This is a genomic window from Streptococcus sp., assembly GCF_030528045.1.
Classification (GTDB): domain Bacteria; phylum Bacillota; class Bacilli; order Lactobacillales; family Streptococcaceae; genus Streptococcus.
In genome coordinates this window covers 1-21,687 of record NZ_JAUMZR010000022.1, presented here as the reverse complement: position 1 = coordinate 21,687, position 21,687 = coordinate 1, and the positions used below count along the sequence as shown (strand labels likewise).

The following is a 21,687-nucleotide window of genomic DNA, read 5'->3' as shown; positions in this document are numbered from 1 at the left end:
AAATAAAAAAACACAGGAGAATGTAGATGCCTACAATTAACCAATTGGTTCGCAAACCGCGTAAATCAAAAGTAGAAAAATCTAAATCACCAGCTTTGAACGTTGGTTACAACAGTCATAAAAAAGTTCAAACAAACGTTTCTTCACCACAAAAACGTGGTGTTGCAACTCGTGTGGGAACAATGACACCTAAAAAACCTAACTCTGCCCTTCGTAAATTCGCTCGTGTACGTTTGAGCAACCTTATCGAAGTTACTGCCTACATCCCAGGTATCGGACACAACTTGCAAGAGCACAGCGTGGTGCTTCTTCGTGGTGGACGTGTAAAAGACCTTCCAGGGGTACGTTACCATATCGTCCGTGGTGCACTTGATACTGCAGGTGTTAACGATCGTAAACAAGGCCGTTCTAAATACGGTACTAAACGTCCAAAAGCATAAGGAAAGGGGATAAAGAGAAATGAGTCGTAAAAATAGAGCTCCAAAGCGTGATGTATTGCCAGATCCGCTTTACAATTCACAACTAGTTACTCGTCTTATCAACCGCGTTATGCTTGATGGTAAACGTGGTACAGCTGCTTCAATCGTTTACGGTGCTTTTGAGCAAATCAAAGAAGCTACTGGAAACGATGCACTTGAAGTATTTGAAACAGCTATGGAAAACATCATGCCTGTACTTGAAGTACGTGCACGTCGTGTTGGTGGATCTAACTACCAAGTCCCAGTTGAAGTTCGTCCAGAACGCCGTACAACACTTGGACTTCGTTGGTTGGTAACCATCGCTCGCCTTCGTGGTGAACACACAATGCAAGACCGTCTTGCAAAAGAAATCTTGGACGCTGCGAACAACACTGGTGCAGCAGTTAAGAAACGTGAAGACACTCACCGTATGGCTGAAGCTAACCGTGCCTTCGCACACTTCCGTTGGTAATAAAATGAGACTAAGAGCGGCAAAGGCCCAAGGCAAAAATAGGAAACTGATGCAGTGTTCCGTGAACACAAAGCAGTTTATCTTTTTTGCACCGGGCCTCGCTCGGGTTCAAATCAGTTAACTTGAGCTTCTAGCCCGAGTTCAATTCAACTTGTATACAAGTTGAAACCAACAAAAACAAGATAAACATTGAGAACGGGTAGGTCCTGCCTATCCGTTTTTATTAAAATCGTGTTATAATAGAATAGAAATTAAAATAAATAGGAGAAACAAACCTCATGGCACGCGAATTTTCACTTGAAAAAACTCGTAATATCGGTATCATGGCTCACGTCGATGCCGGTAAAACAACAACTACTGAGCGTATTCTTTACTACACTGGTAAAATCCACAAAATCGGTGAAACTCACGAAGGTGCGTCACAAATGGACTGGATGGAGCAAGAGCAAGAACGTGGTATCACTATCACATCTGCTGCGACAACAGCTCAATGGAACAACCACCGCGTAAACATCATCGACACACCAGGACACGTGGACTTCACAATCGAAGTACAACGTTCTCTTCGTGTATTGGACGGTGCGGTTACTGTTCTTGACTCACAATCAGGTGTTGAGCCTCAAACTGAAACAGTTTGGCGTCAAGCAACTGAGTACGGAGTTCCACGTATCGTATTTGCTAACAAAATGGACAAAATCGGTGCTGACTTCCTTTACTCAGTAAGCACACTTCACGACCGTCTTCAAGCAAACGCACACCCAATCCAATTGCCAATCGGTGCTGAAGATGACTTCCGCGGTATCATCGACTTGATCAAGATGAAAGCTGAAATCTATACTAACGACCTTGGTACAGATATCCTTGAAGAAGATATTCCAGCTGAATACCTTGACCAAGCTCAAGAATACCGTGAAAAATTGGTTGAAGCAGTCGCTGAAACTGATGAAGACTTGATGATGAAATACCTTGAAGGTGAAGAAATCACTAACGAAGAATTGAAAGCTGCTATCCGTAAAGCAACTATCAACGTTGAATTCTTCCCAGTATTGTGTGGTTCTGCCTTCAAGAACAAGGGTGTTCAATTGATGCTTGATGCGGTTATCGACTACCTTCCAAGCCCACTTGATATCCCAGCAATCAAAGGTATCAACCCAGATACAGACGAAGAAGAAACTCGTCCAGCATCTGACGATGAGCCATTCGCAGCTCTTGCCTTCAAGATCATGACGGACCCATTTGTAGGTCGTTTGACATTCTTCCGTGTATACTCAGGTGTTCTTCAATCAGGTTCTTACGTATTGAACACTTCTAAAGGTAAACGTGAACGTATCGGACGTATCCTTCAAATGCACGCTAACAGCCGTCAAGAAATTGACACTGTTTACTCAGGTGATATCGCTGCTGCCGTTGGTTTGAAAGATACTACAACTGGTGACTCATTGACAGATGAAAAAGCTAAAATCATCCTTGAGTCAATCAACGTTCCAGAACCAGTTATCCAATTGATGGTTGAGCCAAAATCTAAAGCTGACCAAGACAAGATGGGTATCGCCCTTCAAAAATTGGCTGAAGAAGATCCAACATTCCGCGTTGAAACAAACGTTGAAACTGGTGAAACAGTTATCTCAGGTATGGGTGAGCTTCACCTTGACGTCCTTGTTGACCGTATGCGTCGTGAGTTCAAAGTGGAAGCGAACGTAGGTGCTCCTCAAGTATCTTACCGTGAAACATTCCGCGCTTCTACTCAAGCACGTGGATTCTTCAAACGTCAGTCTGGTGGTAAAGGTCAATTCGGTGATGTATGGATTGAATTTACTCCAAACGAAGAAGGTAAAGGATTCGAATTCGAAAACGCAATCGTCGGTGGTGTGGTTCCTCGTGAATTTATCCCAGCGGTTGAAAAAGGTTTGGTAGAATCTATGGCTAACGGTGTTCTTGCAGGTTACCCAATGGTTGACGTTAAAGCTAAACTTTACGATGGTTCATACCACGATGTCGACTCATCTGAAACTGCCTTCAAGATCGCGGCTTCACTTGCTCTTAAAGAAGCTGCTAAGTCAGCACAACCAGCTATCCTTGAGCCAATGATGCTTGTAACCATCACTGTTCCAGAAGAAAACCTTGGTGATGTTATGGGGCACGTAACTGCTCGTCGTGGACGTGTAGATGGTATGGAAGCTCACGGTAACAGCCAAATCGTTCGTGCTTACGTTCCACTTGCTGAAATGTTCGGTTACGCAACAGTTCTTCGTTCTGCATCTCAAGGACGTGGTACATTCATGATGGTATTTGATCACTACGAAGATGTACCTAAGTCAGTACAAGAAGAAATCATTAAGAAAAACAAAGGTGAAGACTAATCAGTCCTCACTCTAGAAGGAAGTCACTTAGTGGCTTCCTTTTTTGTCTTTAACTATTCATTTTTGCTGAATATAGTATACGAATTTGATCGCTAAGTGAGAAAAATACTAATTCTACCAAGAAAGAAAATATTCTAATTTGATAAATTAAAATAAATAAAGGTTCCTAATTCCGTAGAAAAGTTAATAAAAATGAGGAAAAGATTCATAAATACACTTTTAGATAGAAAATTCAGAAAATTAACTCTTTTGCCTTGAAAATTTTTGAAAAAATGGTATGATAGTAACAAGCTATTTTTTTAAAAGAAGAGAAAGGGGAATAATGGAGAAAATCAGTTTAGAATCTCCTAAGACGGGGTCGGACCTAGTTTTGGAAACACTTCGGGACTTAGGGATTGATACCATTTTTGGTTATCCTGGTGGTGCGGTCTTGCCTTTGTATGATGCGATATACAATTTTAAAGGCATTCGCCACATCTTGGGACGCCATGAGCAAGGTTGTTTGCACGAAGCTGAAGGATATGCCAAATCAACTGGAAAGTTGGGCGTTGCCGTCGTCACGAGTGGACCGGGAGCAACTAATGCCATTACAGGGATTGCAGATGCCATGAGCGATAGCGTTCCCCTTTTGGTCTTTACAGGTCAGGTTGCGCGAGCTGGAATTGGGAAAGATGCTTTTCAGGAGGCGGACATCGTGGGTATTACCATGCCCATTACCAAATACAATTACCAAGTTCGTGAGACAGCAGATATTCCCCGTATCATTACGGAAGCCGTGCATATCGCAACGACAGGTCGTCCAGGTCCAGTTGTGATTGACTTACCAAAGGATGTATCAGCTCTAGAGACAGATTTCATTTATTCACCAGAGGTGAATTTACCAAGTTACCAACCGACGCTTGATCCGAATGACATGCAAATCAAGAAAATCTTGAAGCAATTGTCAAAAGCCAAGAAACCTGTTTTGTTAGCAGGTGGTGGTATCAGCTATGCGGAAGCTTCTAAGGAGCTCAATGAATTTGCTGAACGTTACCAGATTCCAGTAGTCACTAGTCTTTTGGGGCAAGGAACCATTGCAACGAGTCATCCGCTCTTCCTAGGGATGGGAGGCATGCACGGTTCTTTCGCAGCCAACATTGCAATGACGGAAGCGGACTTTATGATTAGTATTGGTTGCCGTTTCGATGACCGCTTGACCGGGAACCCCAAGACCTTCGCGAAAAATGCTAAGGTTGCCCATATCGATGTTGACCCAGCTGAGATTGGTAAGATTATCAGTGCAGATATTCCTGTAGTGGGGGATGCTAAGAAAGCCTTGCAGATGCTACTGGCAGAACCAACTGTTCATAACAATACTGAAAAGTGGATTGAAAAAGTCACCAAGGACAAGAATCGAGTTCGTTCTTATGATAAGAAAGGACGTGTGGTTCAACCGCAGGCCGTTATTGAACGCATCGGTGAGTTGACGCATGGGGATGCCATTGTCGTAACTGACGTAGGGCAGCACCAAATGTGGACAGCTCAGTATTATCCTTACCAAAATGAGCGTCAGTTAGTCACTTCAGGTGGTTTGGGTACCATGGGGTTCGGAGTTCCTGCAGCTATCGGAGCCAAGATTGCCAATCCAGAAAAAGAAGTTATCCTTTTTGTTGGTGATGGTGGCTTCCAAATGACCAACCAAGAGCTAGCAATCCTAAACATCTACAAGGTGCCGATTAAGGTTGTCATGTTGAATAACCACTCACTAGGAATGGTTCGTCAGTGGCAGGAATCCTTCTATGAGGGTAGAACTTCCGAGTCAGTCTTTGATACACTTCCTGACTTCCAACTGATGGCACAGGCTTACGGTATTAAAAATTATAAATTTGACAATCCAGAAACGATAGAAAAAGATCTAGAGGCTATTCTGGAGGATGTGCCCATGTTTATCGAGGTGGATATTTCTCGTAAGGAACAGGTCTTACCGATGGTACCAGCTGGTAAGAGCAATCATGAGATGTTGGGGGTGAAGTTCCATGCGTAGAATGTTAACAGCTAGATTGCAAAACCGTTCAGGAGTTTTGAATCGTTTTACAGGTGTCCTTTCTCGTCGTCAGGTCAATATTGAGAGTATCTCAGTTGGTGCGACAGAGAACCCCAATGTATCTCGCATCACCATCATTATTGATGTAGCGTCTCATGATGAAGTAGAGCAAATCATTAAACAGCTCAATCGTCAGATTGATGTGATTCGCATTCGAGATATCACAGATAAACCACACTTGGAAAGAGAAGTTATCTTGGTAAAAGTATCTGCTCCTGCTGAGAAGCGTGCAGAAATCTTGGCCATTATCCAACCTTTCCGTGCAACGGTAGTAGATGTGGCTCCAAGCTCAATCACCATCCAGATGACGGGAAATGCTGAAAAGAGTGAAGCTTTATTACGAGTGATTCGACCATATGGTATTAAAAATATCGCTCGTACGGGCGCAACTGGATTTACCCGCGACTAATACTCTTTGATTTTCAATGAGTATAAAATCCAGCATAAATTTGTTTAACCAGCCTATAAGGCAATAAAAATAGAAAAGAGAGAAAAACTATGGCAGTTCAAATGGAATACGAAAAAGATGTTAAAGTAGCAGCGCTTGACGGTAAAAAAATCGCCGTAATCGGTTATGGTTCACAAGGACATGCGCATGCGCAAAACTTGCGTGATTCAGGTCGTGATGTCATCATCGGTGTGCGTTCAGGTAAATCTTTTGACAAAGCAAAAGAAGATGGATTTGACACTTACACAGTAGCAGAAGCAACTAAATTGGCTGACGTTATCATGATCTTGGCACCAGACGAAATCCAACAAGAATTGTACGAAGCAGAAATCGCTCCAAACTTGGAAGCTGGAAATGCAGTTGGATTTGCTCATGGTTTCAATATCCACTTTGAATTTATCAAAGTTCCTGCAGATGTAGATGTTTTCATGTGTGCTCCTAAAGGACCAGGACACTTGGTACGTCGTACTTACGAAGAAGGATTTGGTGTGCCAGCTCTTTACGCAGTTTACCAAGATGCAACTGGGAATGCGAAAAACATTGCTATGGACTGGTGTAAAGGTGTTGGGGCAGCTCGTGTTGGTTTGCTTGAAACAACTTACAAAGAAGAAACTGAAGAAGATTTGTTTGGCGAACAAGCCGTACTTTGTGGCGGTTTGACTGCCCTTATCGAAGCGGGTTTTGAAGTCTTGACAGAAGCAGGCTATGCCCCAGAATTGGCTTACTTTGAAGTTCTTCACGAAATGAAATTGATCGTTGACTTGATCTATGAAGGTGGATTCAAGAAAATGCGTCAATCTATTTCAAACACTGCTGAATACGGTGACTATGTATCAGGTCCACGTGTGATTTCTGAGCAAGTTAAAGAAAACATGAAAGCTGTTTTGGCAGATATCCAAAATGGTAAATTTGCAAATGACTTTGTAAATGACTACAAGGCTGGTCGTCCAAAATTAACTGCTTACCGTGAACAAGCAGCTAACCTTGAAATTGAAAAAGTTGGTGCAGAATTGCGTAAAGCAATGCCTTTCGTTGGTAAAAACGACGACGACGCATTCAAAATCTACAATTAATTCTTGTAAAGAGAGACAGAAGGCGAGTTGGGGGTACCTAACTCTTTTTTTATCTTGAACAGTATTTGAGGAGGAGACAATGCTAAGTGCAAAAGATGTGGTGAAAGCCCACAAAGTTTTGAGTGGTGTAGTAGTTGATACACCACTAGAATATGATCATTATTTATCAGAAAAATACCAAGCAAAGATTTATCTCAAAAAGGAGAATGCGCAACGAGTTCGCTCTTTTAAAATTCGTGGAGCCTATTATGCCATTTCTCAACTATCAAAAGAAGAACGCGAGCGTGGTGTAGTCTGTGCCTCTGCGGGAAATCATGCCCAAGGTGTCGCCTATACTTGTAATGAGATGAAGATTCCTGCAACGATCTTTATGCCCATCACAACACCGCAACAAAAGATTGGGCAGGTTCGCTTTTTCGGTGGAGAGTTTGTGACAATCAAGTTGGTTGGGGATACCTTTGATGCTTCTGCTAAGGCAGCGCAAGAATTTACCTTGACAGAAAACCGCACCTTCATCGATCCTTTTGATGATGCGCATGTTCAGGCTGGTCAAGGGACTGTAGCCTATGAGATTCTTGAAGAAGCCCGTAAAGAGTCTATTGATTTTGATACAGTACTTGTACCAGTAGGTGGTGGCGGATTGATTGCCGGTGTTTCTACTTATATTAAGGAAACCAACCCGACTATCGAAGTGATTGGGGTAGAAGCCAATGGAGCTCGCTCTATGAAAGCTGCCTTTGAAGCTGGGGGACCAGTTAAACTCAAAGAAATTGATAAGTTCGCTGATGGGATAGCCGTACAGAAGGTTGGACAATTAACCTATGAAGCGACCCGAAAAAATGTTGAAACGCTGATTGGGGTGGACGAGGGATTGATTTCTGAAACCTTGATTGATCTTTATTCCAAACAAGGTATTGTAGCAGAACCAGCCGGAGCTGCCAGCGTTGCAGCCTTGGAAGTTTTATCAGACTATATCAAAGGCAAGACGATTTGTTGTATTATTTCTGGAGGAAATAACGATATCAACCGCATGCCAGAGATGGAAGAACGTGCTTTGATTTACGATGGAATCAAGCATTACTTTGTAGTGAATTTCCCACAACGTCCAGGAGCTCTACGAGAGTTTGTAAATGACATTTTGGGGCCAAATGATGACATCACTCGTTTTGAATATATCAAACGAGCAAGCAAGGGGACAGGCCCTGTCTTGATTGGGGTAGCTCTTGCCAATAAGCATGACTATGCTGGATTGATTCATCGAATGGAAAAGTTTGACCCATCTTATATTAATTTGAATGGGAACGAAACGTTGTATAATATGTTAGTTTAAGCTAAAATAAAATTATTATCATATTATTTGCGTAATAATGATGATGGTGCTATAATGATGGTGACGAAAGGGGGAGATTCCCATGGTTTTACAAATTTTACTTGTATTATTATTATTATTAGTGGTGATTGCATCAGTGATTATGGTTAGTTCTGTGTATGTGGTTCGACAACAATCTGTCGCTATCATAGAACGCTTTGGTAAATACCAAAAGTTGAGCAATAGTGGTATTCATTTACGAGCTCCTTTTGGAATTGATAGGATTGCGGCAAGAGTTCAACTACGCTTGTTGCAAAGTGAGATTGTTGTAGAGACAAAGACGCAAGATAATGTATTTGTAACGATGAATGTGGCAACTCAGTATCGAGTAAATGAAAACAATGTCACAGATGCCTATTATAAATTGATGCGTCCAGAAGCCCAAATTAAATCCTATATTGAAGATGCTTTGCGTTCATCTGTGCCAAAGTTAACCCTAGATGAGTTGTTTGAGAAGAAGGATGAAATCGCCTTAGAAGTTCAAAAACAAGTGGCGGAAGAAATGTCTACATATGGGTATATCATTGTCAAAACGCTGATTACTAAGGTTGAACCTGATGCTGAAGTAAAACAATCAATGAATGAAATTAACGCGGCTCAACGTAAGAGAGTTGCGGCGCAAGAGCTTGCTGAAGCAGATAAGATTAAAATCGTGACCGCAGCAGAAGCTGAAGCAGAAAAAGATCGCCTACATGGTGTAGGGATTGCAGAGCAGCGTAAAGCAATTGTTGACGGACTAGCTGATTCTATCCAAGAGTTAAAAGGAGCCAATGTTGAGCTAACTGAAGAACAAATCATGTCTATCCTATTAACGAACCAGTATTTAGATACGTTGAATAATTTTGCAGATAAAGAGGGTAATAATACAATCTTCCTACCAGCAAATCCTAATGGAGTTGAAGACATAAGAACACATATATTATCGGCTTTAAAAGCCAAATAAAAATATGCGGAATAATATAGTTGCGACGAATATATGTTTTTTTATTGACAAACGAAATAAAAACGTTTACAATTAAGTATTGTAAAGAATAATTTAGGAGAAGAACATGGCTAAGTCGAACTTTGAAAAAGTAGAAGCAGTTGTTGGCTGGGTTCGTGATAAGAAAATCACAGGCTACCGTATCTCTAAAGAAACGAATGCGCGTGAAATGTCTATCATTGCTCTAGCACAAGGACGCGCAAAAGTTAAAAATATTTCATTTGAAACAGCTCTTGGTTTAATCGATTTCTATGAAAAAAATCATGAAAAATTTGAAGATTAAACTGTGGTCACAGGCAGATTCCTGAATCGAGTCTGCCTTTTCTTTACAATTACAAATTAAAAAGACTGCATTCTTTATGCAGTCTTTGTTTATTAGCTGAGATAACGTTGAAGAAATTCTTTTGTCCGTTCTTCTTTAGGGTTCGTAAAGAGTTCTTCAGGTTTGCCTTCTTCAGCAATGACGCCCTTATCCATAAAGATGATACGGTGAGAGACATCGCGGGCGAATTCCATTTCGTGGGTTACGACGATCATGGTCAAGCCTTCTTGAGCCAAATCCTGCATAATTTTGAGGACTTCTCCAACTATTTCAGGGTCAAGAGCAGATGTTGGTTCGTCGAAGAGAATGGCATCAGGATTCATGGAGAGAGCGCGGGCGATAGCCACGCGTTGTTTCTGCCCCCCTGAGAGTTGCTTCGGCTTGGCTTGCCAGTAGCGTTCTCCCATGCCGACTTTTTCGAGATTCTCTTTGGCAATTTTTTCAGCTTCAGAGTGGTCGCGTTTGAGTACAGTCGTTTGGGCAACGATCGTATTTTCAAGGACATTCAGATTTTCAAAGAGATTGAAAGATTGGAAAACCATACCGAGCTTTTCACGATAATGGGTGAGGTTATAGCCTTTTTCTAAGACATTTTCTCCTCGATAGAGAATCTCACCCTCTGTAGGTGTTTCGAGTAAATTAATCGAACGAAGGAAGGTTGATTTTCCGCTTCCAGAGCTTCCAATGATGGAAATAACCTCTCCTTTATGGACGGTGAGAGAAATGTCTTTTAGCACTTCGTTTTGCCCATAGGATTTTTTGAGGTGTTTGATTTCAAGGATTGGTTGTGTCATTTTTTCAAATCCTCCGTTTGCATTTGGTTAGCACCTGTAGTGTAAGTATCCATGTCCATACGACGTTCGATGAAGCGTAGGATACGAGTCACAGTAAAGGTGAGGACAAAGTAAATCACGGCGATGATGGTAAAGGTCTGGAAGTATTGATAGGTTTGTGTTGCTACAGTATTTCCTGAGAAATAAAGCTCAACAACTGAAATAACGTTCAATACAGAGGTATCTTTGATATTGATGACAAACTCATTACCAGTAGCAGGTAGAATATTACGGATAACCTGAGGTAGGACAATCTTACGCATGGTTTGATTGTGGGTCATACCAAGAGCAGTTGCAGCTTCAAACTGTCCCTTGTCAACTGCTAGAATACCACCACGAACGATCTCTGTCATGTAGGCACCCGTGTTGATTGAGACGATGAAGATAGCAGCTAGTGTGCGGTCAAGATTGATACCGAAAGCTTGGGCAGTTCCATAGTAGATAACCATAGATTGAACAATCATTGGCGTACCACGGAAGATCTCGATATAGACATTGAGAATCCAACCAACTAGTTTCTGTAGGGCGTACATTGCCTTGTTCTCAGATAGTGGAGCGGTACGGAAGACCCCAATCGCAAGTCCGATAAGGAGACCTGTGATGGTTCCGATAATGGAGATTAAGAGTGTGATACCAGCACCACGCAAGAGTTGTTGCCAGTTTTCAGAAAGGATCTTAGCGACTTGGCTAAAGAAACTACTTTCTTCCTCCGTTGTTGTAGACTCCACAGGTTGCTCTTTGATCATACGATCCATGAGGGATACTTGTTCATCCTTAGAGATGGTTTCGATGCTCGCATTGATTTGGCTGATGCGGCTGTCATCTTTACGAAGTCCAATGGCAATAGCTGTATCTTCTTCGCCAGTTTTGAAACCTGGTTGAGGTTGGATCATTTTGAACTTAGCGTTAGCAGACTCAGCGGTCAGTGCTTCAGGTCGTTCAGAAACATAGGCATCAATAACACCGGCCTCCAGAGCTTGACGCATCTGAGCGAAGTCACCCATAGCAGTTTCTTTTTTGGCACCTGGAATTTGGGAAATCAGGTCATAAAGATAAACACCTTGTTGAGACGTGATTTTTGCTCCGCTAAAGTCTTCCAAAGATTTGGCATTCGCATAGGCAGAGTCCTTTTTTACCAATAGAACCGGTTCGCTAGTATAGTAACTGCTTGAAAAAGCAATTTCTTGTTTGCGTTCAGCGGTTGGGCTCATACCGGCAATGATCATATCGATTTTGCCAGAAGTAAGGGCTGGAACAAGTCCTTCCCATTTGGTTTTCACAACCAAAGGTTCCTTGCCTAAATCTTTGGCAATCTTTTTAGCAATTTGAACATCGTAGCCGTTGGCATATTGGTTGGTACCGTCGATTTTGACGGCGCCGTTACCATCGTCGTCTTGAGTCCAGTTGAAGGGAGCGTAAGCTGCCTCCATCCCGATGCGTAAATATTCGTCGGCTTGGACTTGGCTAACTAGTCCTAAGGTAAGGGCTAGGCTAGCAAGGATAGATAAGCATAATTTTTTCATGTTTTCTCCTATTTCTAGTCTAAAAATGACTCTCTCTCTATTGTATCTAAAAATAGTGAGATTTTCAATACAAGTAAGCCTTTACTTATAAAAAATGATATAATGGTAAAAAGATTGAAAGGGAACCGATTATGAAAAAAAGATGGCTGTTGGCTTTGGTATTTACTTATTTATTATTTATACCGAGCCTGGTTTTTGCAGTAGACTTTGATATTTTATCCTATCAGGGTGATTTGAATATTCATGCAGATAATACTGCAATTTTTAAGGAAACAATTACCTACCGCTTTGGAGATGATTATAATGGTCAGTTAGTTGGACTCGGGAAAGCTGGGAAAATGCCAGAAGGATTTGACATTGATCCCGATCCGACCGTTCAGATCTCTAAAAATGGAAGAATTGTTCAAAATGCTTCCTTCTATACTATGGAGGAAGAGGACGGCTACAAGGTAAAAATTTACAATGCTGGATATGCTGGAGATACTGTTCGGGTAACGGTTACCTGGAAACTAACAAACCTTCTCTTCTTATATAAGGATATCGCAGAGATAAATTGGCAACCCTTGACCGATAGTACTGGAGACATCAAAGAGATTGAGTTTAAGGTCAGCTCTGATACTCCAGCAGAGAAACTCTATTTTCATGCAGGACAGCTCCTAAGGGACTCTAGTGTTGAAAAAGTAAATAATCTCTATCATGTCAAAATGAAAGACCTTCCGAGAAAGCGACAAATCGAATTACACGCATACTGGTCTAGAAGTGCTTTTGCAGGAACTCCAGATCAAGGATTAGAGGAAGAACGTTTAACCGATTTTAACCGGATTGAAAGCAATATAGCGACAGAAAAAGCGCAAAGTGAAATAATGATGAAATGGGTGTTCCCCGTCATTTTTATAAGCCTCTTACTTCTAGTTCCTATCTTCTATAGGATGTTTCGTCAGAGTACAAGCATTAAAAAGGTCTTTCCAAAAGATCATCGACTCTACGAACCACCGATGGATTTACCTCCAATGGTTTTAGCAGAAGCAGTGTATTCAACTTCCTTAGAGGAGGTCAATCCCCTAAACAAATCAGGGTTTGGTAAATTTACTTTTGAACGTTTGATTCAGGCAACCTTGTTGGATTTAGTAGATCGAGGCCATTTATCTATTTTTCAAAGGGATAAGGAACCTTATGTGCGCATTATCAGTGAAAAGGGTTTGTCCAATTTTGAGAAGGAATGTCTGCGCATGACTTTGTCAAATAAGAAAGAATTGGCTATTTCAGAGCTCTTCCCTGATTACCAAGTTTCATCTACCCTTTACCTTGATGCCAAAGAGTCAGATGAAAAACATATCCGAGAAACAGGCTCGCGCCTCAAACGCTCCTTTGAAGGAAGACTTCAACGCATTCAGTCTTGTGTCAAGGATAAGGTCCATGTACTTCGTATCCCAAGCTACTATCGTCCCTTGACAAGCGAGGAACGCCGCCTTGCTCTCGGGATGCGAGTTTGTTCAGCCATAACAGCTCTAGGCGGACTGCTATTCTTTTACTATAGCTGGCAAACACATGGTTTCTTTTCGATCACATTTCTACTCTTAGGATTGACAGGATTAGGGGCTAGTTTCTGGGTTTACCTTGCCACGCGAGGAGCTTATCGTGATGGAGTTCTAACAGAGGAAGGAGCAGAAATCTTTTATCTTTGGACCAGTTTTGAAAATATGCTTCGCGACATCGCTCATCTGGATCAGGCCGAGCTAGAGAGCATAGTCCTTTGGAACCGTCTACTGGTCTATGCGACTCTCTTTGGTTATGCCAAGAAGGTGAGCAAGTTAATGAAAGTCCGCCATATTCAGCTTGAAAATCCAGATTTGAATCTTTATGTAGCCTATGGTTGGCACTCACAGTTCTACACCTCAACTGCACAAATCAAGCAATATACAGCTGTCGCAAATACAGCTAGCAATTACTCTGTATCTTCTGGAAGTGGTTCTTCAGGTGGAGGATTCTCAGGAGGCGGAGGCGGTGGTAGCATCGGCGCCTTCTAAAAAATCTATCTCAACATCCGAAATTATGCTATAATAGAGGACAGAAAAAGGAGTAATGTATGTATTTTATTGAAATTTTGAAGTCAATCTTTTTTGGGATTGTTGAAGGAATTACAGAATGGTTGCCCATTTCAAGTACTGGCCACTTGATCTTGGTTGAAGAATTTGTACAATACAAGGACCAGAATGCAGCCTTCATGTCCATGTTTAATGTTGTCATCCAGCTTGGTGCCATTTTAGCAGTTATGGTCATTTACTTTAACAAGCTTAATCCTTTCAAACCTGGTAAAACTAAGGTAGAAGTTCGTAGAACTTGGCAGTTGTGGTCAAAAGTCTTTGTTGCGACCTTGCCTTTGCTATTGGTCTTTAAATTAGATGATTGGTTTGATGCTAACTTCCATAACATGGTTTCAGTTGCGATTATGTTGATTATCTATGGTGTTGCCTTTATCTACCTTGAAAAACGAAATAAGGCGCAAGCCATTGAACCAACAGTAACAGAGCTAGACAAGTTACCTTATAAAACAGCCCTTTACATTGGGCTCTTCCAAGTCCTCGCCCTCTTTCCAGGAACGAGCCGTTCAGGTGCAACTATCGTTGGTGGTTTGTTGAATGGAACAAGCCGCTCAGTCGTAACAGAGTTTACCTTCTATCTCGGAATTCCTGTTATGTTCGGAGCCAGCGCTTTAAAGATTTTCAAATTTATTAAAGCAGGTCAACTCTTGAGTTTTGGACAACTGTTCTTGCTCTTGGTAGCTATGGGTGTTGCCTTTGCGGTCAGCATGGTTGCTATTCGTTTCTTGACTAGCTATGTGAAGAAGCACGACTTTACACTCTTTGGTAAATACCGTATCGTACTCGGTAGTGTTTTGTTGCTTTATAGTTTTGTGCGTTTGTTTGTATAAGTTGAAAATAGAATAAAATAGGATAGTTCGCCAAAAAAACATTTGGGGAACTATCCTATTTTTTTAATTGTTTAGCTTATTTTTTATTACCTTATTATGTCACTTTGTCCTACGTTTATCCAAGGCTTTAAAAGTAAACGAAAAGATTGTATTTAATTTGATTGGCTTAAAATTTCTTGGATCAAAGATTCATCAAAAATATCTAAGCCGATGGATTGAAGCATAAATTGTAAAAAATAGATACGATCAACTATTTTTTCGGAAGAATTTTCAAAAATACTTCCTTCTACCCAAAAGTTAGTCAAAAGCAAGATTGTCTCGGCCACTTCATTAGGGAAGGGGATGGGTTGAATGGACTGATCTTCTATCCCTTTTTTTATAATATCTGCAATAAGGGGAGTTCCTATACGCAGATTGTAACGGATAGTAGTCAGCATGAACTCTGCATCAAGAGGCGCGTGATTCAACATTTCGTAGTTAGTTTTCTGACTTTTTAAGCTAAACTGAAAGATTTCTTTGAGCTGTTCTCTTCCAGTTAAATGACTGGTGGATTCAAGCCAGTCTAGCAATTCCTTTTCCATCAATTGATAACGCTGTTTTAAAACTGCAAAAAGAATTTCATCTTTTGATTGAAAATGGTGATAAATGGCTCCTTTTGAAATACTAGCTGTTTGCGCTATGTTTTGTACACTTGTTTTTTCATAGCCGTTGTGAATAAAAAGCTGGGTTGCTGTATTTAAAATTTTTTCTCTCATGGCCTGGGATTTGTCTTTTCGTTGCGCCATTCTGTTCCCCTTTGTTTCTAATATAGCTTTATTCTACCAAAAAAGCCGGAGAAATACAAAATCATAAAAATATCTTTAAGCCTTGTCTTGCTGATCCCTTTGATACCAAAGATAGATACTGTAAGCCGTCATCAAGATATAGCCTAGGAAAAAGAGGGGATTTTCCGTTCCCTTGCCTACAAAGATGGCTTCGCCAATAGTATTAATGAGCCCATGAAAGAGGACACAATAGAGGACAGACTGACTGACCTTGTAAAGAGCTGCCAGCCAATCTCTTCATTGCCGCCTGTCAGAAGAGTCGTTACCAGAGCCAGAACCAAGACATTCAAAAGATTCAAACCTAGCAGCGGCCTGGTCACAAAGGCAATGGAAATCGTGTATAGCCCCACAAAAATCAATAGATAAGGCCAGCTTCTTTTCCTAGTAAACTTGATAAAAGCCAGCATTTCTTTCAAAGACTTACCTAAGACAAGCTTGGCACTTATAGCAGGACCAAATGTTCCCACTATCATGAGAAGCGGATAAAGCAGCGGCAGTCGTTCTTTCAGCACAGCTGAGAGAATCCACGCAGACCAAGTGATACCAAAAGTCCAAAGCAGAAACATTAGAATTTGCTTGACAGATGAGGAAGCTTTATAGCTTCTAGCTTGCATCTTTCTCAGCCCCTTTCCGGTTGCCCTTCCAATACCACCAGCCGACCAGCAGGGCGGTCATGACCAGATTAGCAGCCTGGAAGCTGAGATACCTTCCGCCATTTGTAGCACTGCCGACAATCGTCGCCTGAGCAAAGTTAATGCAGCCGTGAAAGATCATGCAGGCAAATACAGAGGCCGTCTGCTTGTATAGAGCCGCCTGACAGAAACAGAGCAAGATACCAAAGGAGAGATAGAAGGGCAAAGAAATCTGACTTTGACTCGTTCCCGGAATCAGCCAGAGGGGCAGATGCTAGGCCACCCAGACCAGAGCCGTGATGACAGTTGCCAGAGGGAAGGAGAATTTTTTCTCCAAAGCCGGCTGCAGGAGGCCCCGCCAGCCCAGCTCTTCGTTCCCGCCTCCAGCAAAGGTGACAAAGGTCCAGTCCAGAGGAAACATCAGAACGGCATTGAGCGGCGGTAATACAGGATTGGCGATAAAAAGGGTCAAAACCCGAACCAGACAGAAGGCCAGCATATAAATCCACCAGCCCTTAGCATGAGAAAAGATAAAGTCCAGCATCTTCTTAGGATGAGAAATTTTGAGGCTGATAAAAGTTCCCAAGGCCGGTCCGAAGCCCCCGATGAAATTGAGAGCAAGGCCCAAAGGCTCAGCCCCGCTGGTCAGCTTCAGGGCGGTTAAAATATACTGAAGCAGCCAAGCTCCCCAGGTAATGCCAAAAGTCCAGGCCAGAAAGGGCAGGATATGCCTTGTCTCTGGCTCTACATGTGTTTGTGTTTTCATTTGTGTTTTCATATGATTACTCCTTATCAAATGTAGAATAGTGAAAAGTCATCCGAAAACTGGACAAAGGCATCCTTTACTCTCAGTCTTTCAGATGATTTCCTGTTTTGAAACGCAGATTTTAAAATCCGACCATTCGGTTTGTTTTATTATAAAAAATAAAGACCTGCACCAAATAGAAAACATAGTCTTTTAGTCCTTGCCTAAAATAAAAAGCAAAGATAGACTAAATGATGCTAAAAGCTATGTCAACAACGTCTAGCTGCTGCCTGCTGCTTTTAGTTTCTAAGTTGTCCTGACTCTGATGCTTAAAACAGGTCATCTCTCTGCTACTTGCTCCTTTCTTTATTTTGCAATCGCCGAATTTGCCAGAGATTGGAGGCAAGGCTCAGACCGCCTACTGCCATAATACCTAGTCCTCGTCATGGGCTAAAGACAGAAGTCAGCAAGCCACCAGCAAGGGCAGCATATCCAGCTTTGACTCCCCACTTAGAATAGCGTATGCCATTCTCACCCTGTGACATCTTTTTCAGCTTTTCTGCATGCTGCTGCAAAAACTCTTTCTGACCTTCCAGCTGCCGATCCATCTCCTGATTCAACTTGAGGATGTGCTCGCTTGTTTTTTCTACTACAGATTTCTTCATTTCTGCTCCTTTCTTTTTAAAAACCGACCAGACGGTTTTTATTTTATAAACTTAGTATAACAGACACAGAAAACTTTGTCCAGTATTTTTTCAAAAAAGATTATTTTTAGTCAATGAAAATCATCAGACAACTTAGAAGTTATTCACAAGCAACTCTCTCATACTAAAAGCTATATCTAAAAAAGCCCGGTAACGAACCAAGCTTTTATCTTTATTCAAACCCCGTCACTGTCAGTCCTAGCAGTCGGATACCTCGTGGTTGTTCTTCCAAGCTATCGTATATCTCATGCGCAGTTCGCTCGATTTGCTCCTTGTCTTGAGTAGCTAAGGCCAAACTTTTCCTTTTAGTCAAGGTGGAGAAATCGGCATAGCGAATTTTCAGAACGATGGTTCGCCCTTTCTTATCATGCTTAGTCAAGCTATTTTCTACCTTCTGTGCCAACAGGGTCAGCTCTTTTTTGATGTCTTCTTCTACTTGTAGGATCTTTCCATAGGTTTTTTCTTTGCCAATGGACTTGCGAATGCGATCGGACTTGACCGGTGAGTTATGAATGCCTCTTGCCTTTCGATAAAGGTCAAAACCGAGTCTGCCGAATCGATCGATTAAAGTGACTTCTGAGACATCCAATAAGTCTGCACCAGTATAAATGCCCATTTCATGAAGGCGTTCAACTGTTTTTTTGCCCACACCATGGAATTTAGCAATGTCCATTTGTTTGAGGAAGTCTTGGGCTTGATCTGGGAGAATCATTGTCAAACCATGTGGTTTTTGATAGTCACTAGCCATTTTAGCTAAGAATTTGTTATAAGAGACGCCTGCAGAAGCAGTCAGGTGTAGTTCCTGCCAGATATCCTGTTGGATGAGACGAGCTATTTTGACAGCTGATTTGATACCAAGTTTATTTTCCGTTACATCTAAGTATGCCTCGTCAATACTCATAGGTTCAATCAAATCTGTATAGCGTTTAAAAATAGCACGAATCTCAAGTCCCACCGCCTTGTACTTTTCATAATTTCCTGAGATAAAGACAGCTTGGGGACAGCGCTCATAAGCTTCTTTAGAGCTCATGGCTGAATGAACACCAAAAGATCGTGCCTCGTAGCTACAGGTAGAAACGACACCACGCCCACCTGTTTGTCTGGGGTCGCTTCCAATGATAACAGGTTTGCCCTTTAACTTGGGATTATCTCTTATTTCCACCGCAGCAAAAAAGGCATCCATGTCGATATGGATGATTTTTCTGGACAGATCATTTATTAATGGAAATATGAGCATTCCAATCCCTTTCTAGTGTCATTTTCTATTTATTATACTCTTTTTTCTGAAAAAATGGGAAAGTTCAGCCTGACTTTCAAAAATATAATACAGATAAGAACAAAAAAGAGACTGTATTATAAAAGAAAGCGCCTAAAATGCCGATTTTCTCTTGTTGAAATCGGTTACTGTATGGTATACTTGACTCAAGAATGTAACAGATAACTGTTACTAGAAAAAAGAGGACATTAACATGGTTGTTAAGACAGTTGTTGAAGCACAAGATATTTTTGATAAAGCTTGGGAAGGCTTCAAAGGCGTAGATTGGAAAGAAAAAGCAAGTATTTCTCGCTTCGTTCAAGCTAACTACACACCTTACGATGGAGATGAAAGTTTCCTTGCTGGACCAACAGAACGTTCACTTCACATCAAAAAAATCGTAGAAGAAACAAAAGCACACTACGAAGAAACTCGTTTCCCAATGGACACTCGTCCAACATCTATTGCTGATATTCCTGCTGGATTTATCGACAAAGAAAATGAAGTTATCTTCGGTATCCAAAACGATGAACTCTTCAAATTGAACTTCATGCCAAAAGGTGGTATCCGTATGGCTGAAACTACTTTGAAGGAAAATGGATATGAACCAGATCCAGCTGTTCACGAAATCTTTACTAAATACGTAACAACAGTTAACGACGGTATTTTCCGTGCCTACACTTCAAACATTCGTCGCGCTCGTCACGCTCACACTGTAACTGGTCTTCCAGATGCCTACTCACGTGGACGTATCATTGGTGTTTACGCACGTCTTGCTCTTTACGGCGCAGACTACTTGATGCAAGAAAAAGTAAACGACTGGAATGCGATCAAAGAAATTGATGAAGAAACAATCCGTCTTCGTGAAGAAGTAAACCTTCAATACCAAGCATTGCAACAAGTTGTTCGCTTGGGTGACCTTTACGGAGTTGATGTCCGCAAACCAGCGATGAACACGAAAGAAGCAATCCAATGGGTTAACATCGCCTTTATGGCTGTCTGCCGTGTTATCAATGGTGCTGCTACATCTCTAGGACGTGTGCCAATCGTATTGGATATCTTTGCAGAACGGGACCTTGCTCGTGGTACATTTACTGAATCAGAAATCCAAGAGTTCGTTGATGATTTCGTTATGAAACTTCGTACAGTTAAATTTGCTCGTACAAAAGCTTATGACCAATTGTACTCAGGTGACCCAACCTTCATCACAACTTCTATGGCTGGTATGGGTAACGACGGTCGTCACCGTGTTACTAAGATGGACTACCGTTTCTTGAACACTCTTGACAACATCGGTAACTCTCCAGAGCCAAATTTGACAGTTCTTTGGACTGACAAATTGCCATACAACTTCCGTCGCTACTGTATGCATATGAGCCACAAACACTCTTCTATCCAATACGAAGGTGTGACAACAATGGCTAAAGACGGATACGGAGAAATGAGCTGTATCTCATGCTGTGTGTCACCACTTGACCCAGAAAACGAAGATCAACGCCACAACATCCAGTACTTCGGTGCTCGTGTAAACGTTTTGAAAGCTCTTCTTACTGGTTTGAACGGTGGTTACGACGATGTTCACAAAGACTACAAGGTATTTGACATCGATCCTATCCGTGACGAAGTTCTTGAATTCGAATCAGTTAAAGCCAACTTCGAAAAATCTCTTGACTGGTTGACTGACACTTACGTAGACGCTTTGAACATCATCCACTACATGACTGACAAGTACAACTACGAAGCTGTTCAAATGGCCTTCTTGCCAACTAAACAACGTGCTAACATGGGATTCGGTATCTGTGGATTTGCTAACACTGTTGATACATTGTCAGCTATCAAGTACGCTACAGTTAAACCAATCCGTGATGAAAATGGCTACATCTACGATTACGAAACAATCGGTGAATACCCACGTTGGGGTGAAGATGACCCTCGTTCAAACGAATTGGCTGAATGGTTGATCGAAGCTTATACAACTCGTCTACGTAGCCACAAACTTTACAAAGACGCTGAAGCTACAGTATCACTATTGACAATCACATCTAACGTTGCTTACTCTAAACAAACTGGTAACTCACCAGTCCACAAAGGTGTATACCTCAACGAAGATGGTTCTGTGAACTTGTCTAAACTTGAATTCTTCTCACCAGGTGCGAACCCATCTAACAAAGCTAAAGGTGGATGGTTGCAAAACTTGAACTCACTTGCTAGCCTTGACTTTGGTTACGCAGCTGACGGTATCTCATTGACAACTCAAGTTTCTCCACGTGCTCTTGGTAAGACTCGTGACGAACAAGTTGATAACTTGGTAACAGTTCTTGATGGTTACTTCGAAAACGGTGGACAACACGTTAACTTGAACGTTATGGACTTGAACGATGTTTACGAAAAGATCATGTCAGGTGAAGATGTTATCGTCCGTATCTCTGGATACTGTGTAAACACTAAATACCTCACTCCAGAACAAAAAACTGAATTGACACAACGTGTCTTCCACGAAGTTCTTTCAATGGATGACGCATTGAGCTAAGATTCAATTAGAATGAAAAGAAAGCCAGTCAAAATGACTGGCTTTTTACTATAATATCAAAGATTGACCTAATTATAGATATAATATATATGGCTCTATGTCAACTGTAGTGGGTGACCTATAACTAAGCACGAGAGGAGAC

16 protein-coding genes and 3 pseudogenes are annotated in these 21,687 nt (G+C 41.6%); 12 read left to right on the top strand and 7 right to left on the bottom strand.

Features of this window, described 5'->3' with window-relative positions; genetic code table 11:
* Positions 1-26 precede the first annotated feature (26 nt).
* From rpsL to Q4A91_RS05605, 9 genes are all read left to right on the top strand, one after another.
* Positions 27-440, top strand: a complete 414-nt coding sequence (rpsL, locus tag Q4A91_RS05645) for a 30S ribosomal protein S12 (protein ID WP_001142332.1) — start codon at positions 27-29, stop codon at positions 438-440.
* A 19-nt stretch (positions 441-459) separates the two neighbouring features.
* Complete coding sequence (gene rpsG / locus Q4A91_RS05640; RefSeq protein ID WP_000087873.1) at positions 460-930, top strand: 30S ribosomal protein S7; 471 nt, start codon at positions 460-462, stop codon at positions 928-930.
* 278 nt (positions 931-1,208) lie between these two features.
* Entirely contained in the window at positions 1,209-3,290 is a 2,082-nt protein-coding gene (gene fusA, locus Q4A91_RS05635) for an elongation factor G (protein ID WP_000090335.1), read from the top strand.
* A gap of 322 nt (positions 3,291-3,612) precedes the next feature.
* The gene (locus Q4A91_RS05630; RefSeq protein ID WP_303209619.1) at positions 3,613-5,313 is read left to right on the top strand and encodes an acetolactate synthase large subunit; all 1,701 of its coding nucleotides are present in this window, start codon (positions 3,613-3,615) and stop codon (positions 5,311-5,313) included.
* A complete protein-coding gene (gene ilvN / locus Q4A91_RS05625; RefSeq protein WP_001253813.1) occupies positions 5,306-5,782 on the top strand; it encodes an acetolactate synthase small subunit in 477 nt (158 codons plus the stop codon). Before Q4A91_RS05630 ends, ilvN begins: the two co-directional genes overlap by 8 nt.
* 89 nt (positions 5,783-5,871) lie before the next feature.
* Complete coding sequence (gene ilvC, locus Q4A91_RS05620; RefSeq protein WP_303209618.1) at positions 5,872-6,894, top strand: ketol-acid reductoisomerase; 1,023 nt, start codon at positions 5,872-5,874, stop codon at positions 6,892-6,894.
* 79 nt (positions 6,895-6,973) lie between these two features.
* Positions 6,974-8,224: a threonine ammonia-lyase IlvA gene (ilvA, locus tag Q4A91_RS05615; RefSeq protein WP_000947300.1), complete on the top strand. Its 1,251-nt coding sequence runs from the start codon at positions 6,974-6,976 to the stop codon at positions 8,222-8,224.
* An 82-nt stretch (positions 8,225-8,306) separates the two neighbouring features.
* A complete protein-coding gene (locus tag Q4A91_RS05610) occupies positions 8,307-9,206 on the top strand; it encodes an SPFH domain-containing protein (RefSeq protein ID WP_303209617.1) in 900 nt (299 codons plus the stop codon).
* A 106-nt stretch (positions 9,207-9,312) separates the two neighbouring features.
* Entirely contained in the window at positions 9,313-9,528 is a 216-nt protein-coding gene (locus Q4A91_RS05605; RefSeq protein WP_001130031.1) for a hypothetical protein, read from the top strand.
* A gap of 92 nt (positions 9,529-9,620) precedes the next feature.
* Here Q4A91_RS05605 and Q4A91_RS05600 read toward each other — a convergent pair whose 3' ends face one another.
* On the bottom strand, positions 9,621-10,361 hold the full coding sequence (locus Q4A91_RS05600; RefSeq protein WP_303209616.1) for an amino acid ABC transporter ATP-binding protein: 741 nt from the start codon (positions 10,359-10,361) through the stop codon (positions 9,621-9,623).
* Positions 10,358-11,923: an ABC transporter substrate-binding protein/permease gene (locus Q4A91_RS05595; RefSeq protein ID WP_303209615.1), complete on the bottom strand. Its 1,566-nt coding sequence runs from the start codon at positions 11,921-11,923 to the stop codon at positions 10,358-10,360. The genes Q4A91_RS05600 and Q4A91_RS05595 overlap by 4 nt, the downstream gene beginning before the upstream one ends.
* Positions 11,924-12,054: 131 nt before the next feature.
* Here Q4A91_RS05595 and Q4A91_RS05590 point away from each other — a divergent pair, with 131 nt between their 5' ends.
* Together Q4A91_RS05590 and Q4A91_RS05585 are read left to right on the top strand one after the other, a co-directional pair.
* On the top strand, positions 12,055-13,950 hold the full coding sequence (locus Q4A91_RS05590) for a DUF2207 domain-containing protein (protein ID WP_303209614.1): 1,896 nt from the start codon (positions 12,055-12,057) through the stop codon (positions 13,948-13,950).
* Between the two features lie 59 nt (positions 13,951-14,009).
* Entirely contained in the window at positions 14,010-14,855 is an 846-nt protein-coding gene (locus tag Q4A91_RS05585; RefSeq protein ID WP_303209613.1) for an undecaprenyl-diphosphate phosphatase, read from the top strand.
* A 152-nt stretch (positions 14,856-15,007) separates the two neighbouring features.
* Here the strand turns inward: Q4A91_RS05585 and Q4A91_RS05580 are convergent, their stop codons facing one another.
* The 5 genes and pseudogenes from Q4A91_RS05580 to dinB form a co-directional block, all read right to left on the bottom strand.
* A complete protein-coding gene (locus tag Q4A91_RS05580) occupies positions 15,008-15,640 on the bottom strand; it encodes a TetR/AcrR family transcriptional regulator (protein ID WP_000079021.1) in 633 nt (210 codons plus the stop codon).
* Between the two features lie 75 nt (positions 15,641-15,715).
* Positions 15,716-16,293 (bottom strand): annotated as a pseudogene (locus Q4A91_RS05575) (CPBP family intramembrane glutamate endopeptidase).
* A pseudogene (locus tag Q4A91_RS05570) lies at positions 16,283-17,077 on the bottom strand (lysostaphin resistance A-like protein). The pseudogenes Q4A91_RS05575 and Q4A91_RS05570 overlap by 11 nt, the downstream one beginning before the upstream one ends.
* 329 nt (positions 17,078-17,406) lie before the next feature.
* Positions 17,407-17,721: pseudogene (locus Q4A91_RS05565) on the bottom strand (hypothetical protein).
* A 211-nt stretch (positions 17,722-17,932) separates the two neighbouring features.
* Positions 17,933-18,997: a DNA polymerase IV gene (dinB, locus tag Q4A91_RS05560; protein WP_303209612.1), complete on the bottom strand. Its 1,065-nt coding sequence runs from the start codon at positions 18,995-18,997 to the stop codon at positions 17,933-17,935.
* Between the two features lie 232 nt (positions 18,998-19,229).
* Here dinB and pflB point away from each other — a divergent pair, with 232 nt between their 5' ends.
* Positions 19,230-21,545: a formate C-acetyltransferase gene (gene pflB, locus Q4A91_RS05555; protein ID WP_303209611.1), complete on the top strand. Its 2,316-nt coding sequence runs from the start codon at positions 19,230-19,232 to the stop codon at positions 21,543-21,545.
* Positions 21,546-21,687: the final 142 nt, after the last annotated feature.